The following is a 15,767-nucleotide window of genomic DNA, read 5'->3' on the forward strand; positions in this document are numbered from 1 at the left end:
CCGGTTTTGACCCAATCCCAAGAGCACGTCGATCATCTGGCAGTCTCCATCGCTGACCAGACCCTGTCCCTGGTGAATGATCAGGGTCGCATCATTGCCAGCTATCCGGTTTCCACCGCCCTGAACGGGGCTGGAGAGCAGGACGGCAGCGGCTGCACCCCCCGGGGCGAACACTACATCCGCGCCATGGTGGGCCAGGGCCTGCCGGAAAATATCGTGTTCCGGGCCCGTCGCCCCACCGGTGAGATCTACAGTCCGGAACTGGCACTATCGCATCCCGACCGGGACTGGATCCTGAGCCGTATCCTCTGGCTGTGCGGTCTGGAGCCGGGCAAAAACCGGGGCCCCGGGGTCGATACTTTCCGTCGCTTCATATACATTCACGGCACACCGGATACCGAGCCCATGGGGGTTCCCAGGTCCCACGGCTGCATCCGCATGCGCAACCGGGATGTGGTGGCCCTGTATGACCGGGTATACCCCGGGCTCCGGGTTGTAATCCTTTAACCGTCTTTCATCCGAGGGAACCGATGATCGGAGAGCTGCTGGCAACAATCAACGAGTGGATCAAGGGCTTCGGATTGCTCTCGGAGGGCTGGCGCACGGGCATCATTGTGTTTGCGCTGGTTTTAGGGACTGCCGTTGTGGCGTACGTGGTAAGCCATGTGGTTCGGGGGCTCGAGCGTAAGTTCAGCAATACCCGAAATATCTGGGATGATGCGTTGTTGCACGCAGCCCGGCGGCCACTCGTTGCCTTTGTCTGGCTCCAGGGCGTGTACTGGGCTGCGGAGGTGGCCCATCACTACTCGGAAGCCGAGATCTTCAAGGCCAACCAGAAGCTGCTGGAGCTGGGCTTTATCTGGATTGTGGTCTGGTCACTGCTGGGATTGATCAAGCAGATCGAACAGATCCTTGTTTCCCCGATGAAGATGAAAAAGCCCATGGACTACACCACCGTGAACGCGGTGAGCAAACTGTCCAGGGCCGTGGTCATCATTACCGCCGTACTGATTGTCATGCAGACTCTGGGCTACAGCATTTCCGGGGTGCTGGCCTTCGGTGGTGTCGGTGGTATTGCGGTGGGCTTTGCCGCCAAGGACCTGTTGGCCAACTTTTTCGGAGGCATGATTGTGCACCTGGACCGGCCCTTCAAGGTAGGTGACTGGGTCCGCTCGCCGGACCGGAACATCGAAGGGACTGTCGAACATATCGGTTGGCGGGTGACGACCATCCGCACCTTTGACCAGCGCCCGCTGTACGTGCCCAATGCGGCGTTCACCACCATCGCGGTGGAGAACCCGTCGCGCATGTACAACCGCCGGATCTACGAAACCATCGGGATCCGCTACGCGGATGTCAGCCAGATGGCGGACATCGTCTCCGATATCCGCTCCATGCTGGAGAACCACGAGGAGATCGAGACCCAACGGACGCTGATCGTCAATTTCGTGGCGTTCAACAGCTCGTCTCTCGATATCATGGTTTACACCTTCACCAAGACAACCCAGTGGGTCCGGTTCCACGAGATCAAGCAGGATATACTGCTCCGGATCAGTGACATTATCGAAGGCTATGGTGCCGAGGTGGCCTTCCCGACCCGCACCCTGCATCTTCCCGATGGTGTCCGTCTCGCTGGCCATGAAAGTGGTGAACGGGAAAGTGGTGAGCGTGCAGGAGAAGAGCCGGTCTCGGGTAACGGCAAAGAATCATTTGAAGGAAGAGCATAATGACCTCAGCTGCAAGCAGCTCGCCGGTCGGTATCATCGGGGGTACCGGCCTGACCACGCTTTCCGGACTGACCATCACGGGCGAGTCGGGCGTTTCAACGCCGTGGGGTGAGCCCTCGGCGCCACTCGTGAAGGGCAGGCTGGGTGAGCAGTCCGTGATCTTCCTGGCCCGGCACGGCAATCCGCACCGGATTCCACCCCACCAGGTCAACTACCGGGCCAATATCCTTGCCCTGTATGAAGCGGGCGTGCGAACGGTGGTTGGTGTGAATGCCGTCGGCGGGATCCACCGGGACATGGGGCCGGCCCACATTGTCGTCCCCGATCAGATCATAGATTACACCTGGGGGCGGGGCAGTACCTTTTTCGAGGGCGACCTGGAATCGGTCACCCACATCGACTTCACCTTTCCCTACGACGCTGACGCCCGGCAGGCGCTGATCGATGCCGCAAAACGGGAGTCGGTGTCGTTCTCGGATTTCGGCGTGTATGGCGCAACCCAGGGCCCGAGGCTGGAAACCGCTGCGGAGATCCGGCGCATGGAGCGGGATGGCTGCGATCTGGTGGGCATGACTGGCATGCCGGAGGCGTCGCTGGCGGCGGAACTGGGGATGCGTTACGTGTGCCTGGGGCTGGTGGTGAACTGGGCCGCGGGTAAATTCGACCACATCATCACCATGGAAGAAATTGAAGAAGCCATCGAGCAGGGCATGTCCGGTGTGAAGACCATTCTCGCCAGCTCGATGGCCCAGCTCGGACGACTCAGTCCGATGCCTCGACCTTCCTGAAGAACACCAGGACGCCGATGGTGGGGGAGTCCAGGAAGTGGACTTCCTGGCTGCGCATCCTGCGGGTTTCACGAATCCAGGTCACCAGTTCCAGTGGATTTGCAACTGGCTGAGCCACCTGTGGCTGGAGGGATACAAAGCTATCGCCCTCGGTTTCTTCCTGCTGTTCTTCGCCATCAATGGGAGCCGGGGCGGACTGCCCGGTGAACGAACTGGTGCCCTGCTGCCAGTGATTGAGGTGGACATCCACGTGCAGATAGCGCTGGCGGTCAATGGTGATATGCCCCTCGATTTCCCGTTGGCCCGCGCTGTCGATCCAGTCGCCCATCTCAATTCTGAGGGGGTCCCCTTCATAGTCAGGCGGGAACGCCTCGTACCAGCCTGCGCTCATCAGTACCCGGTAATTGCCGCTGTTTTCCAGCCGCTGGGCCGCCGAGTTTAGGTACAGGTCCCCGCGGGGTGCCAGGTTCAGGGTTGTCTGGGCATTGCCGCTTTGATCCACCACCCAGAGTGCTTCGTCAGTCTCAACCGGTGGCTCCACCTCCCGGTCTCCCATGCGTTCTTCAACGCCAGAGGGGTCGACGATGCGCTCAAGTATGACAAATTCGGCACGATAGTAGTCGTCCGGAATGTTGCCCGAATCCTGGGCCTGGGCGGTCAGGGCCAGCATGGCCAGCGTGAACGTGGCCAGGATGCGGGCTGCCTTGGTACTGCTGAAAAGGGCGGTCGGTTGCAAAGGATTCTCTCCCCGAATCGTGCGAGCGTCAGTGCCTGGATTTGCTGTCAGCTGGTGCCAGCTCATCCAGCATTTGCGAAATGCCATCGAGTTTACCACCGGTGGAGGTGTCCTTCAGCCTGAAACGGAAGCTGTTGGCCCCCTCAAGCCGGTATTGGTCCGGAGCGGATTGCACTTTTTTAACCAGAACCAGCGGATCCACCGGTGTCGAGCCGCCGAACTCCAGGCGGGTCCATTCCTTGCCGGCATCGATTTTCACGATACCCAGTGCCTCGGCCTTGAGCCTTAGTTCAGTCTGACGAACCAGGTTCTTTGTCGGTTCCGGTAACAAACCAAAACGGTCAATCATCTCAACCTGAAGTTCTTTTAATGCTTCCTTGTTGTCCACGCTGGCAATGCGTTTGTACAGCATCAGCCGGTTATGGACATCGGGCAGGTAGTCCTCGGGAATCAGCGCCGGAATCCGCAAGTTCATCTCGGTACCGTGACTCAGCGGCAGGTCGGCGTTCGGCGTGCGGCCTTCCTTGATGGCCTTCACGGCCTCGTCCAGCAGCTGCATGTACAGGGTGAAGCCAATGGTCTCGATCTGCCCGCTCTGTTCCTCACCGAGCAACTCACCGGCGCCCCGGATTTCCAGGTCGTGGGTGGCCAGCATGAAGCCTGCGCCCAGGTCCTGGGACTCGGAGATGGCATCCAGGCGCTTTTTGGCATCCGCGGTCATTGCCCGTGGCGGCGGGGTCAGCAGGTAGGCGTAGGCCTGGTGGTGGGAGCGGCCCACGCGGCCGCGGAGCTGGTGCAGCTGGGCCAGGCCGAACTTGTCCGCCCGCTCGATGATGATGGTGTTCGCGCTCGGGATGTCGATGCCGGTCTCGATGATGGTGGTACACACCAGCACATTGAAGCGCTTGTGGTAGAAATCGGACATGATCTGTTCGAGTTCCCGCTCGCGCATCTGGCCGTGGGCCACGCCCACCCGTGCTTCGGGTATCATCCGGCGCAGGTCTTCCGCCGTTTTCTCGATGGTGGCAACGTCATTGTGCAGGTAGTACACCTGACCGCCCCGCAGGATTTCCCGCAGGATGGCCTCCTTGGTCATGGCGTCATCCCGTTGCCGGACGAAGGTTTTCACCGACAGCCGTCGGGCGGGCGGGGTGGCAATGATGGACAGGTCCCGCAAGTGACCCATGGCCATGTTCAGGGTTCTCGGGATGGGCGTGGCGGTCAGTGTCAGCATGTCCACCTCGGCCCGAAGGGCCTTGAGCTTTTCCTTCTGCTGGACGCCGAACCGGTGTTCCTCATCAATGATCACCAGGCCCAGGTTCTTGAACCGGATATCACTCTGCAGCAATTTGTGGGTTCCAATCACAATATCGGCTTTGCCGTTCTCCAGGGCTTCCAGCGCCTTGGTGGTCTGGCTGCCACTGCGGAACCGGCTCAGTAATTCCACCTGGACGGGAGTGCCGGAGAACCGGTCCCGGAAGGATTCGTAGTGCTGCTGGGCCAGCAGGGTGGTAGGCACCAGCACCGCCACCTGTTTCCCGGACCAGGTCGCCAGGAAGGCGGCGCGCATGGCCACCTCGGTCTTGCCAAAGCCGACGTCACCACAGACCAGGCGGTCCATGGGGCGCTCGCCGGTCATGTCCTCGAAGACGGCCTGGATGGCCACTTCCTGATCCGGAGTCTCCTCGAACGGAAAGTCGGCGGCAAAGGCGCGGTAGGCCTCTTTGGGATCCTCGAACTGGAAGCCCTTGCGGGCCTCCCGGCGGGCATAGACATCCAGCAGTTCCGCGGCGGTATCCCGGATTTTCTCCAGTGCTTTCTGCTTGGCCTGGCTCCAGCGCTCGGTGCCCAGTTTGTGCAGCGGAGCGTGCTCGACGTCGGTGCCGGCGTAACGGGAAATCAGGTGCAGGCTGGAGACCGGCACATACAGTTTCGAGCCGCCGGCGTATTCGAGCATCAGAAACTCGTTGGATTCGTCGCCGACAGTTATCGTTTCCAGGCCCAGGTAGCGCCCGACACCATGATCGATGTGGACCACCGGGGCCCCGATCCGTAGTTCTGACAGGTCGCGGTAGCCGCCGTCATCCAGTTCGGTCGGTTTTTCCCGGCGGCGGCGTTGCAGGACCCGTTCGCCGAACAGGGCCGTCTCGGTCACCAGTGCCAGATGCTGCTCGGGCAGCACCAGTCCCTGCTCCATGGGCGCAATGGTAATGGCCAGCGGGCAGTTCTCTTCTGAAATGAAGGATTGCCAGTTATCCAGGTGCCTGGGTTTCAGGTTGTGACTGGACAGGTTCTCGATCAGCGCTTCACGCCGGCCAGAGGATTCCGCTCCGATCAGGACGCGGCCACCGAATTCCTCGATAAAGCGCTTGAGCCGCGCTGCCGGGTCCGCCGCCCGGCCGTCCATTGCGACGTCGGGCAGGGCCTGGCTCGGGCAGTTGATGGCGCCGCTGCCTTCGACGGTCTCCGGGGTGGTGGTGATCCGGGGGAATGTCTTGAGATGGCCAAAGAGCTCATCCTGCTGCAGGAACAGGGTGGCTGGCGGCATGATTGGCCGCAGGCGGTCGTGCCGGCGATCTTCGTAACGGTTGCGGGTTTCGGCGTCAAACTGGCTGACCGCCTCGTTCAGGCCCTCGGCGGTGAAGACCAGGGTTTCCCCGGGCAGGTAATCAAACAGGGTGGCCGTTTCGTCAAAAAACAGCGGCAGGTAGTATTCGATGCCGGGCGGCGTGATGCCGTGACTCACGTCCTGGTAAATGGGGGCATCCCGGTCGGCATTCGGGAACTGCTCAAACCAGCGGTTCCGGAAGCCTGAGCGGGCTTCCTTGTGCCAGGGGAATTCATAGGCCGGCAACAGTTCGATGCGGTCAATCCGGTCAACCGAGCGTTGGGTCTCGGGATTGAAGGTGCGCAGGGTCTCGATTTCGTCATCGAACAGGTCAATGCGATAGGGCTGGCTCGCCCCCATGGGGAAAATGTCCAGAATGGCACCGCGGACGGCATATTCCCCGTGTTCGTAGACATTCTCCGTGTAGCGGTATCCGGCCGCTTCCAGTTGCAGGCGCCATTTGTCGATGTCCAGGGACTGGCCGACTTCCAGGATCAGGGTGTTGCCCTGCAGGTAATTGACCGGTGGCAGCCGGTGCATCAGGGTGCGGGCGGGCACCACCAGTAGCCCGTGACGGGTCGATGGCAGGCGATGCAGGGTCCGGATCCGCCGGGAGGTGATGTCCTGGTGCGGGGAGAACAGGTCGTAGGGCAGGGTCTCCCAGTCCGGCAGGGAGAGTAGTTCCATGCCGTCGGCGGTGATCGCCGGTTGATCCTCGTCGTCGGGCAGCCCCAGGAAAAAGCGCATGGCCTGCTCCAGCTGGATGGCCTCGCTGGTGCTGCGGGTGATAACCAGGGTCAGGCCTGGATGGTTGCGGGCACTCTCGCAGATGGCCAGGGCGTTACTGCTGCCGTGCAGCTCGCCCCAGGTGCGGTGGTCCGCCGGGCGAGTGGGAAACTCCGGTGCAATCAGCCGGTTATCTGATCTGGAGGGGCCTTGGCTCATGGTCGGGTGGTTGCTCCTGCAGTCCTGTATCGGGGAGATGGCAAGCGGCGTATTCTACCCGTCGGTGGTTTCAGTGTCATGGCAGCGACGGATCAGGCCGATTATCTACGAAGGTAGGGAAGTATCGTATTTGCCGTAAGGCCCCTTAAGTTGGATAATGTGCGCCCCTGAAATTATTCCCAGTGCTAACAGAGGTCCCAACCGTGAGTCACGAACAGATCAACCAGCACCTGTCTAACTGGACGGAAAGAGAATCCACCGCGGAAGCCATGATTCCGCTGATCGGCCGTCTCTACCGCAAGAACAACGTGGTTACGTCCGTTTATGGCCGCGCCATTATCAACCAGTCGGTGATTGATATCATTCGCGCTCACCGGTTTGTGCGTCAGGTGGAAGACAGCGAACTGTCTGTTCACGACACCCTGCCGATCCTCGAGGCGATGGACAAGCTGGACCTTGGTCGTGCCCACGTCGACATCGGCAAGCTGGCTGTGAAGTTCAAGTCCGAAGGTGGCGATCTGACCGAATTCCTCAAGCGTGAGATCGGTCCGGTGGTTGGTCAGTACCAGTCTCAGTCCGAGGAAGATGCCCACAACGACACCAAGGACGTTGTGCTCTACGGTTTCGGCCGTATCGGCCGACTGCTGGCCCGTATCCTGATCGAGAAGGCGGGTGGCGGCAACAACCTGCGCCTGCGTGCCATCGTGGTTCGTCAGGGCGGCGCCGAGAACGACCTCGAGAAGCGTGCCAGCCTGCTGCGTCGTGATTCTGTCCATGGTCCGTTTGACGGCACCATCACCGTGGACGAGAAAGAGTCTGCCCTGATCGCCAACGGCAACTACATCAAGGTGATCTACTCCGACGGTCCGGACAAGGTGGATTACACCCAGTACGACATCCACAATGCCATCGTTATCGACAACACCGGTAAGTGGCGTGACGAGGAAGGCCTTGGTCTGCACCTGAAGTCCAAGGGCGTAAGCCGGGTGATCCTGACCGCGCCGGGCAAGGGCGACATCAAGAACATCGTCTATGGCATCAATAACGACTGGATCACCGACGACGACAAGATCCTGTCTGCGGCCTCCTGTACCACCAACGCTATCACCCCGGTGCTGAAGGCCATTCATGACGAGTACGGGATCCAGGACGGTCACGTGGAGACTGTGCACTCCTACACCAACGACCAGAACCTGATTGACAACTACCACAAGGGTAGCCGTCGTGGCCGCAGTGCCCCGCTGAACATGGTTATCACCGAGACCGGTGCTGCCAAGGCCGTCGCCAAGGCTCTGCCGGAGCTGAAGGGCAAGCTGAGCGGGAATGCCATCCGGGTGCCGACTCCGAACGTGTCCATGGCCATCCTGAACCTGAATCTGGACAAAGATGTCACCGTGGAAGGGGTGAACGAGTACCTGCGCGACATGGCGCTGCACTCCGAGCTGCAGAAGCAGATTGACTTCGTGAACTCTCCGGAAGTTGTTTCCACCGATTTTGTCGGTTCCCGCCACGCCGGCATCGTCGATGCCCAGGCTACCATTGCCAGCGGCAAGCGCCTGATCCTGTACGTGTGGTACGACAACGAGTTTGGCTACAGCGCCCAGGTGGTTCGCTGCGTGAACCAGATGGCGGGTGTGACTTATCCGATCTTCCCGAAGCGCGCACGCGACTAAGGTCTTAGCGCCGGTTTGGCGCTAGGTGCTCTGAAGAACCCCGGTAGTCTCGGCTGCCGGGGTTTTTTACTGCTTTCGGGGTACAAAACCATTCCGGTTACTGGTGGAAATAGAATTCCTTAATCTCTATAATTGGCGCGATTTTGGGTATGTCTGGCACCCCGTTTCTCATCTTTTCCTGCGTCGAATGCCCGGCAGCAGACTTTGCTGTGGTATTTGAGTCAAATGGTGCAGCCTTCTGGCGCAATTCCGCCAGGAAATCTGGGCCGCAGGGGCCGGGCGTTGGAAATCCTTAGATAGTTTCTGATGATTGGACGAGGCTAATGATCAAGATCAAAAAAGGCCTGGATCTTCCCATCAGCGGCGCTCCCGAACAGACCATTACAGACGGCAATCCGATTCGCCACGTGGCATTGATCGGTTTTGACTACACCGGCATGAAGCCGACAATGGCTGTGAAAGAAGGAGACCGTGTCAAGCGCGGGTCGCTGCTGTTCACGGACAAGAAGACCGAAGGCGTTCGTTATACCTCACCCGCTGCTGGCGTGGTGAAAGAAGTCAATCGCGGTGAGCGTCGTGTGTTCCAGTCAATCGTTATCGAAATCGATGGCGATGAGGCTGAGACCTACGCCCGCTACAACGATGCCGACCTTGGTGGTCTGGAGCGTCAGCAGGTTGTCGATAACCTGGTTGAGTCCGGCCTGTGGACAGCGTTCAAGACGCGTCCGTATAGCAAGGTTCCGGAAATCGACTCCGCTCCCCATTCCATTTTCGTTTCCGTGATGGACACCAACCCGCTGGCGGCCGATCCGACTGTCATCATCGGCGAAAATGCCAAGGCCTTCGAGAAAGGGCTGAGCATCATCTCCAAGCTGACCAGTGGCAAGGTTTTCGTCACCGGCAAGCCGGGTTCCGACGTGGCCGTGCCCAAGGCGGATAACATCGAGATCCAGCAGTTTGACGGTGTGCATCCGGCGGGCAATGTGGGTACCCACATCCATTACCTGGACCCCGTTTCTGCCAGCAAGACCGTCTGGTCGATCAATTACCAGGACGTTATCGATATCGCGAAGCTGTTCGAAACCGGTGAAGTGCCGGTCGAGCGCATCGTTGCCATCGGTGGCCCGAAGGCTCTGAAGCCACGCCTGGTTCGTACCCGTCTGGGTGCCAGCCTTCAGGAACTTCTGGACGGTGAAATTGCCACAGACTGTGAAGTCCGTGCCATCTCCGGTTCGGTATTCGGTGGTCGTCGTGGCGACGGTCCCTGTGCGTACCTGGGTCGCTTTGCCAACCAGGTGACCGTGCTGGAAGAGCAGACCAAACGCGAGTTCATGGGCTGGTTGTCTCCGGGTCCGAACAAGTTCTCCGTGCTGAACATCTATCTGTCCAAGCTTAACCCGGGCAAATTGTTCAACTTCACCACCACCACCAACGGCAGTGAGCGGGCCATGGTACCGGTGGGTGCGTATGAGCAGGTCATGCCCCTGGATATCCTGCCGACCCAGCTGCTGCGTTCGCTGATTGTCGGTGATACCGAAATGGCACAGAAACTGGGTGCCCTGGAGCTGGACGAAGAAGATCTGGCGCTGTGCACCTTCGTGTGCCCCGGCAAATATGAATACGGTCCGATTCTCCGCGAGAACCTGACCCGAATCGAGATCGAGGGCTAATACGATGGCAATCCGACAGTTTCTCGACGGAATCGAGCATCACTTTGAGAAAGGCGGCAAATACGAGCGCTGGTATGCGCTGTATGAAGCCGTCGATACCATTTTCTACTCGCCTTCGAGCGTAACTTCCACCACCTCCCATGTGCGTGACGGCATCGACCTCAAGCGCATCATGATCACAGTATGGTTGTGTACCTTCCCGGCCATGTTCTTCGGTATGTGGAACATCGGCTACCAGGCCAACAGCTTCCTGGCGTCCAACCCGGATGCCATGGTGGGTGACGGCGGCCTGCGGACTGCCTTCATCCAGGCTCTGGCGGTAACCGGCGTCGGTGCCGGCATGTGGGATAACTTCGTTTACGGTCTGGCGTACTTCGTGCCCATCTACTTCGTCACCTTCGTGGTGGGTGGTTTCTGGGAAGTGCTGTTTGCCACCGTGCGTCGCCACGAAGTGAACGAAGGTTTCTTCGTGACCTCCGTGCTCTTTGCCCTGATCTGCCCGCCCACCATTCCGCTCTGGCAGGTGGCTCTGGGTATCACCTTCGGTGTGGTCATCGGCAAGGAAGTGTTCGGCGGTACCGGCAAGAACTTCCTGAACCCGGCCCTGACCGGTCGTGCGTTCCTGTACTTCGCCTATCCGGCGCAGATCTCCGGTGACAGCGTCTGGACAGCCGTTGACGGCTTCAGTGGTGCCACGGCTCTGAGCTGGGCTGCCTCCGGCGGCCTGGAAGCACTGCAGGAGCAAATCGGCTGGATGAGCGCATTCATGGGCACCATTCAGGGTTCCATGGGGGAGACCTCCACCCTGGCCATCCTGATCGGCGGTCTCATCCTGCTGGTCATGAAGATTGCCTCCTACCGTATCGTGGGCGGTGTGCTGATCGGTATGATCGGTATGTCCCTGTTGCTGAACCTGGTCGGTTCCGACACCAACCCGATGTTCGGCGTGCCGGCACACTGGCACCTGGTCATGGGTGGTTTCGCCTTCGGCATGATGTTCATGGCCACTGACCCGGTTTCTGCCGCCATGACCAACACCGGTCGCTGGTGCTTCGGTATCCTGGTGGGTGTCATGACCGTGCTGATCCGTGTGGTCAACCCGGCATTCCCGGAAGGCATCATGCTGGCGATCCTGTTCGCCAACCTGTTCGCACCGCTGATGGACCACTACGTGGTTCAGGCCAACATCAAACGGAGGCTTGCTCGTGGCTAAAGCTAAAGATACTGTCTCCAGAACCCTGATGGTTGCACTGGTGCTGAGTATTGTGTTCTCGGTTGTGGTTTCGACCGCAGCCGTCATGCTCCGGCCGGCGCAGATCCAGAATCAGAACCTGGATATCAAGACCAACATCCTGTCCGCTGCCGGCATGCTTGAGCCCGGCACCAGCGCCCAGGAGATCGAAGAAGCGTTCGAGCGTTTCGACGTGCGCCTGGTTGACCTGGATAGCGGCGAATTCGTGGAGCCTTCCGCCGTTGGCGTGCAGGACCCCATGAAGTACGACATGTACAAGGCGGCCTCTGATCCCCAGATGTCCACCAACATTCCCTCCTCCGAAGACAAGGCCGGCATCAAGCGCCGTCCGAACGTCGCCAAGGTTTATACCCTGAGCGAGAACGGTGAGCTGGTTCGTGTGGTGCTACCGATTCATGGCTATGGCCTGTGGTCCACCCTTTATGGTTTCATCTCCCTGGAGGGAGACCTGAACACCATCGAAGGTCTCGGCTTTTACTCCCACGCGGAGACACCGGGTCTGGGTGGTGAAGTGGACAATCCGCGCTGGAAACAGCAGTGGGTCGGCAAGGAAGTGTATGCCGACAGCCCCAGCGAGCCCCAGATCCAGCTGGTCAAGGGTGGTGTGAATGCTGATGCCCGTGACAAGGAGCATAAGGTTGACGCTCTGTCGGGCGCAACGCTCACCAGTCGGGGTGTTCAGCAGCTGGTCAACTACTGGATGGGTGAGCGCGGGTTCGCTCCGTTCCTGAAAAAACTTCGTGAAGGGGAGGTCTGATCATGGCCGGTTCATCTGCCAAACAGGTTCTCTTCGAACCGATCTTCAGTAATAACCCCATCGCCCTGCAGATCCTCGGTATCTGTTCGGCGCTGGCGGTAACCACCAGCATGAGCGTGACCATCGTCATGTGTCTGGCGGTTATCGCGGTTACCGCTTTCTCCAACCTGGCGGTTTCCCTGGTCCGTACCCAGATTCCCGGCAGCATCCGGATCATCGTACAGATGACCATCATTGCCTCCCTGGTAATCGTGGTGGACCAGATCCTCAAGGCCTACGCCTACGAGATTTCCAAGCAGCTGTCGGTATTCGTTGGTCTGATCATCACCAACTGTATTGTTATGGGCCGCGCGGAAGGCTTTGCCATGAACAACCCGCCCCTGCTGAGCTTCCTGGACGGTATCGGTAATGGCCTGGGTTACTCGGTGATGCTCCTGTTCGTGGCTTTCTTCCGGGAACTGCTGGGCGCCGGTTCGTTGTTCGGTGTTGGCCTGCTGCCGGTCGTGAACGAAGGTGGCTGGTACGTGCCGAACGGCCTTCTGCTGCTGCCGCCGAGCGCGTTCTTCATCATCGGTCTGGCGATCTGGGGCCTGCGGGCCTGGAAGCCGGAGCAGGTTGAAGAGCCTGACTACAAGATGTCTCGTCACAAAGCCAAGGAGGCCTTCTGATGGAACACTATATCAGTCTTCTGGTTAAGGCCATTTTCGTTGAGAACATGGCGCTGGCCTTCTTCCTGGGGATGTGTACCTTCCTGGCGATCTCCAAGAAGATCGAGGCGGCCACCGGTCTGGGCATCGCCGTTGTTGTGGTACTCACCGTCACCGTGCCGGTTAACAACCTGCTCTATAACACCATCCTGCGCGAAGGCGCCCTGGATTGGGCCGGTCTGTCCAACGTGGACCTGAGCTTCCTGGGCCTTCTCACATACATCGGTGTTATCGCGGCGATCGTACAGATCATGGAGATGGTACTGGACAAGTACATCCCGGCTCTTTACGCCGCACTGGGTGTGTTCCTGCCGTTGATCACGGTTAACTGCGCCATCCTGGGTGCGTCACTGTTCATGGTTGAGCGTGACTACACCTTCGGTGAGAGCGTGGTGTATGGCTTTGGCGCCGGCGTCGGCTGGGCCCTGGCGATCATCGCACTGGCGGGTATCCGTGAGAAACTCAAGTACAGCGACGTTCCGGAAGGCCTGCGTGGTCTGGGCATCACCTTCATTACTGTTGGTCTGATGTCCCTGGGCTTCATGTCCTTCTCCGGTATCTCCCTGTAATTCACCCGGTGATTCGGTTTAACGAAAAGGCGAGACCATGAATACAGAAATTATTCTCGGCGTGGTCATGTTCACCGTTATCGTTCTGGCGCTGGTCGCGATTATCCTCGCGGCCCGTTCCAGGCTGGTAAGCACCGGTGATGTGACCATTGAGATCAACGACGACCCTGAGCATACGCTCAAGACCAGTGCCGGCGGCAAGCTGCTGGGTACACTGGCCAACAGCGGTATCTATCTGTCCTCCGCCTGTGGTGGCGGTGGTACCTGTGCCCAGTGCAAGTGCAAGGTTCTGGACGGCGGCGGCGCCATGCTGCCCACGGAAAAGACCCACTTCACCAACCGGGAAGAAAAGGAAGGCTGGCGCCTGTCCTGCCAGGTTCCGGTCAAGCAGGACATGAAGATCGAGGTGCCGGAAGAGTTCTTCGGTGTGAAGAAGTGGGAGTGCGAGGTGGTTTCCAACCACAACGTCGCCACCTTCATCAAGGAGCTGGTCCTGAAACTGCCGGAAGGCGAGGAAGTGGACTTCCGTGCTGGCGGTTATGTACAGCTGGAATGTCCTCCTTACGAAATCGACTTCAAGGATTTCGATATCGAGGAAGAATTCCACGAGGACTGGGACAAGCACGACATTTGGCGCTATAAGGCGATCAACAAGGAAGACACCATCCGGGCCTACTCCATGGCGAACTATCCGGAAGAGAAGGGTGTTCTGAAGTTCAACATCCGTATCGCCACGCCGCCTCCCGGTAACGATCATCCGCCGGGGATCATGTCCAGCTATGTGTTCAACCTGAAGCCGGGTGACAAGGTCACCGTTATGGGACCGTTCGGTGAGTTCTTTGCCAAGAAGACCGACGCCGAAATGGTATTCATCGGTGGTGGTGCCGGCATGGCCCCGATGCGTTCCCACATCTTCGACCAGCTCAAGCGCCTGAACTCCAAGCGCAAGATCAGCTTCTGGTACGGTGCCCGGAGTGTCCGCGAGATGTTCTACGTGGAAGACTTCGACATGCTGCAGGAAGAAAACGAGAACTTCGAGTGGCATGTGGCATTGTCCGACGCACTTCCGGAAGACAACTGGGAAGGCCCCACCGGCTTTATCCATAATGTGTTGTATGAGAACTATCTGAAGGACCACCCGGCGCCCGAGGATTGTGAGTACTACATGTGTGGGCCCCCCATCATGAACGCCTCGGTTATCAAGATGCTCAAGGATCTTGGCGTTGAGGACGAAAACATCATGCTGGATGACTTCGGGGGTTAATCTACTCAGATGACATCCTGCATGTTACGACCCGTCAGGGTAGCCCTGGTCAGCGCCTTCATGGTGCTGGCCCTGGCCGCTCTGGCGGGTTGTTCGTTTGAGCCCGAAGAAAAAGTCTGGGAAATCTCCGGTGGCGTGTTCGGTACCACGTACCACATCAATGTCGTATTGACCGATGACCAGCAACGTCTGGAGAATCTGGCCAAAGGCATTGAAACGGAACTGGAAAAAGTGGATACCGCCATGTCGACCTGGCGGGAAGACTCCGAGCTGTCGCGACTGAACCGGATGCCGGACCAGAGTGAATGGGTCGAGATATCCGAGCCGCTTCATGAGGTCCTTGCCAAGGCCGTGGAGGTCTCCGAGCTTACAGATGGCGCGTTTGATGTGACCATAGGGCCGGTGGTGAACCTCTGGGGGTTCGGTCCCGAGGCCCGGCCCGAGCAGGTTCCGACCGAGCAGGAGCTGGCCCGTGTGTTATCGGCCACCGGCTATGAGCAGCTTGCGCTTCGGGATGAGCCGCCGGCCGTGCGGGCAGACAAGCCGCAATACATTGATCTTTCAGCGATTGCGAAAGGCTACGGTGTGGATGCGGTGGCCCGTTACCTCGACAGTGAAGGTGTGAGCGCTTACCTTGTAGAGATCGGCGGTGAAGTCCGTGTCCAGGGCCGTAAACCGGGCGGCGACGCCTGGCGTCTGGCCATTGAACAGCCCATATCGGAAGGCCGGGAGGTCAACCGGGTGGTCGCGCTGGAAACAGAGGCGATGGCGACGTCCGGAGATTATCGTAACTATTACGAATCGGAAGGGCGGCGTTATTCCCATACAATTGACCCTGAGACCGGAAAACCTATCACCCACAACCTGGCCTCGGTAACGGTGCTCGCCGAAAACTGTATGACCGCGGATGCCTTGGCTACCGGCTTCAACGTGATGGGATTTGAACGGGCTCAGGCGCTGGCAACGCGGGAGAACATCCCCGCCTATTTTATTATCAGGACGGAAACCGGCTTTGAAACGCATCAGACGCCGGCCTTTTCCTCCTACGTGATCCAGTAAAGGGAGGGCAAC

Annotated in this window: 13 protein-coding genes; 11 read left to right on the forward strand and 2 right to left on the reverse strand. The window is 59.2% G+C overall.

Annotated features, from left to right (window positions below):
* Positions 1-6 precede the first annotated feature (6 nt).
* The 3 genes from ACESMW_RS00355 to ACESMW_RS00365 are packed head-to-tail and all read left to right on the forward strand — an operon-like array spanning position 7 to position 2,515.
* Positions 7-507, forward strand: coding sequence for a L,D-transpeptidase family protein (locus tag ACESMW_RS00355; RefSeq protein ID WP_372985111.1), 501 nt, complete (start codon positions 7-9; stop codon positions 505-507).
* Between the two features lie 23 nt (positions 508-530).
* The gene (locus ACESMW_RS00360) at positions 531-1,727 is read left to right on the forward strand and encodes a mechanosensitive ion channel family protein (RefSeq protein ID WP_372985112.1); all 1,197 of its coding nucleotides are present in this window, start codon (positions 531-533) and stop codon (positions 1,725-1,727) included.
* The gene (locus tag ACESMW_RS00365; RefSeq protein WP_372985113.1) at positions 1,727-2,515 is read left to right on the forward strand and encodes an S-methyl-5'-thioinosine phosphorylase; all 789 of its coding nucleotides are present in this window, start codon (positions 1,727-1,729) and stop codon (positions 2,513-2,515) included. Before ACESMW_RS00360 ends, ACESMW_RS00365 begins: the two co-directional genes overlap by 1 nt.
* Here the strand turns inward: ACESMW_RS00365 and ACESMW_RS00370 are convergent.
* On the reverse strand, positions 2,490-3,251 hold the full coding sequence (locus ACESMW_RS00370; RefSeq protein ID WP_372985114.1) for a CsiV family protein: 762 nt from the start codon (positions 3,249-3,251) through the stop codon (positions 2,490-2,492). The genes ACESMW_RS00365 and ACESMW_RS00370 overlap by 26 nt on opposite strands.
* A gap of 28 nt (positions 3,252-3,279) precedes the next feature.
* Positions 3,280-6,804, reverse strand: coding sequence for a transcription-repair coupling factor (gene mfd, locus ACESMW_RS00375; protein WP_372985115.1), 3,525 nt, complete (start codon positions 6,802-6,804; stop codon positions 3,280-3,282).
* Positions 6,805-7,007: 203 nt separating this feature from the next.
* Between mfd and ACESMW_RS00380 the strand changes: the two genes are divergently transcribed.
* From ACESMW_RS00380 to ACESMW_RS00415, 8 genes are all read left to right on the forward strand, one after another.
* A complete protein-coding gene (locus ACESMW_RS00380; RefSeq protein WP_372985116.1) occupies positions 7,008-8,477 on the forward strand; it encodes a glyceraldehyde-3-phosphate dehydrogenase in 1,470 nt (489 codons plus the stop codon).
* A 323-nt stretch (positions 8,478-8,800) separates the two neighbouring features.
* Positions 8,801-10,147 carry a Na(+)-translocating NADH-quinone reductase subunit A gene (locus ACESMW_RS00385; protein WP_372985117.1) on the forward strand — a complete coding sequence of 449 codons (1,347 nt, stop codon included), beginning with the start codon at positions 8,801-8,803 and terminating at the stop codon, positions 10,145-10,147.
* 4 nt (positions 10,148-10,151) lie between these two features.
* The gene (locus ACESMW_RS00390) at positions 10,152-11,360 is read left to right on the forward strand and encodes an NADH:ubiquinone reductase (Na(+)-transporting) subunit B (RefSeq protein ID WP_372985118.1); all 1,209 of its coding nucleotides are present in this window, start codon (positions 10,152-10,154) and stop codon (positions 11,358-11,360) included.
* A complete protein-coding gene (locus ACESMW_RS00395) occupies positions 11,353-12,156 on the forward strand; it encodes a Na(+)-translocating NADH-quinone reductase subunit C (RefSeq protein WP_372985119.1) in 804 nt (267 codons plus the stop codon). The genes ACESMW_RS00390 and ACESMW_RS00395 overlap by 8 nt, the downstream gene beginning before the upstream one ends.
* Positions 12,157-12,158: 2 nt before the next feature.
* On the forward strand, positions 12,159-12,824 hold the full coding sequence (locus ACESMW_RS00400) for an NADH:ubiquinone reductase (Na(+)-transporting) subunit D (RefSeq protein WP_239036804.1): 666 nt from the start codon (positions 12,159-12,161) through the stop codon (positions 12,822-12,824).
* A complete protein-coding gene (gene nqrE / locus ACESMW_RS00405) occupies positions 12,824-13,432 on the forward strand; it encodes an NADH:ubiquinone reductase (Na(+)-transporting) subunit E (protein ID WP_372985120.1) in 609 nt (202 codons plus the stop codon). Before ACESMW_RS00400 ends, nqrE begins: the two co-directional genes overlap by 1 nt.
* 37 nt (positions 13,433-13,469) lie before the next feature.
* On the forward strand, positions 13,470-14,696 hold the full coding sequence (gene nqrF / locus ACESMW_RS00410) for an NADH:ubiquinone reductase (Na(+)-transporting) subunit F (RefSeq protein WP_372985121.1): 1,227 nt from the start codon (positions 13,470-13,472) through the stop codon (positions 14,694-14,696).
* A 9-nt stretch (positions 14,697-14,705) separates the two neighbouring features.
* Positions 14,706-15,755, forward strand: a complete 1,050-nt coding sequence (locus ACESMW_RS00415) for an FAD:protein FMN transferase (RefSeq protein ID WP_372985122.1) — start codon at positions 14,706-14,708, stop codon at positions 15,753-15,755.
* The last annotated feature ends 12 nt before the right edge of the window (positions 15,756-15,767 follow it).

It is taken from the genome of Marinobacter sp. (genome assembly GCF_041690455.1).
GTDB lineage: Bacteria > Pseudomonadota > Gammaproteobacteria > Pseudomonadales > Oleiphilaceae > Marinobacter.